This is a genomic window from Bradyrhizobium sp. SRL28, assembly GCF_018596315.1.
Taxonomy (GTDB): Bacteria; Pseudomonadota; Alphaproteobacteria; order Rhizobiales; family Xanthobacteraceae; genus Bradyrhizobium.
In genome coordinates this window covers 1-1,181 of sequence record NZ_JAHEAG010000162.1, presented here as the reverse complement: position 1 = coordinate 1,181, position 1,181 = coordinate 1, and the positions used below count along the sequence as shown (strand labels likewise).

The window sequence follows — 1,181 nt, the reverse complement described above, 5'->3', positions numbered from 1 at the left end:
GACAAGGCTCGACAGGCCTTAGCTGCTCTCCAGCAGACAGTTAAAGACCTTCAGACTGCCCAACAGGATGCCGCGGAAAAGATCAGCAAGCTTCAGCAACAAATCTCCGCCGAACAAGGCAACCGTAAATTACTTTCCGAGCAGGTAGGTGCGCTGTCTGCGCGTTTTGATAGCTTCCTAGGAACAAATGCGCAGGCGCCTGCAGCCTCTCCTCAACCTGCAAAAAAGCGTGGGCCACAATAATAAGCCGCCGGATACCTGATCTCGCCGCGCTGCAATCAGCCAACGCCGTAAGGCTTGTTGAGAAAGTAATCGCGGTTGCCCAGCGCCTTCTCTGCGTACTGATCGATCGCAAGTGATCGCCTGGACGTGCTGGAAGCAATGGCCCTCTCGTGTGGACGCTGGCGCAGTTCGGCGAGCGCATCGAGCCACGGCGAGTTGTCCGCCTTTTCGTCGTACCACTGCAATTGTCCGCGCATCACCAACTCCGGCCGCCAAGCACGCGCCCTTTCATCGGACCATCCCGCTCCTTCTTGAGCCGATCCCGCTCATCACAAAGGCCCTCGATCTTCGCCAGCATTCTCCCGAGCAAAAGCTCAGCCGATGCCTTCTTGAAGCCCGATCACCTCAAGGTCTTCGCGAATGCCGACGCCGCGGAAACCTGGTTTGAGGAAAACGACCCTGAAGGCGTGGCTTTGGATATGAGGTCTTGGAGTGAATGCCGAAGGAGGCTCTGATGCGCATTCTAGCCTTGGCGATTTTGGCGATCGGGATGGCCTCAATAGGGCCGGCGGCCGCCCAGACGTACGATCCGGCTTATCCGGTTTGCCTGCGGGTATACGGCCCAGCCACCTATTACGAATGTAGCTACACCTCGCTGCCTCAGTGCAACGCGTCGGCGTCGGGCCGCTCGGCACAGTGCGTCGTCAATCCATATTTCGCGGGCGCGGAAGCGCGGGCGGGTTATCGGCGGCATCGCCGAGTCTACTAAAGTGAACCGCATTGCCGCAGGACTGCTTACGCGATGATTGTGATTCTGGTGCTGGCGATCGTCTGGCAGATGTTCGGGTCGCTGTAGGGTCGCTCCATTGCGTCATAGCGCATGGAATCTAAAAGGGCCGCATTGGCGCGACCCTTAAGCCGGTCAAATTTTGTTCGGAATGAAAAGCAGCCCCGGCAAG

General features: G+C 58.2%; 3 protein-coding genes. 2 read left to right on the top strand and 1 reads right to left on the bottom strand.

The genetic code is table 11. The annotated features are described in order from the left end of the window. Positions 1-243, top strand: a 243-nt coding sequence (locus KIP88_RS45785) for a hypothetical protein (protein WP_214494617.1), incomplete at its 5' end; no start/stop codon positions are given. Between the two features lie 35 nt (positions 244-278). Here KIP88_RS45785 and KIP88_RS45780 read toward each other — a convergent pair. Then, on the bottom strand, positions 279-479 hold the full coding sequence (locus KIP88_RS45780) for a hypothetical protein (protein WP_308163851.1): 201 nt from the start codon (positions 477-479) through the stop codon (positions 279-281). Positions 480-736: 257 nt separating this feature from the next. On the opposite strand from KIP88_RS45780, the gene KIP88_RS45775 reads away from it, so the two are divergent. Continuing rightward, complete coding sequence (locus KIP88_RS45775) at positions 737-991, top strand: DUF3551 domain-containing protein (RefSeq protein ID WP_214494616.1); 255 nt, start codon at positions 737-739, stop codon at positions 989-991. Positions 992-1,181 lie beyond the last annotated feature (190 nt).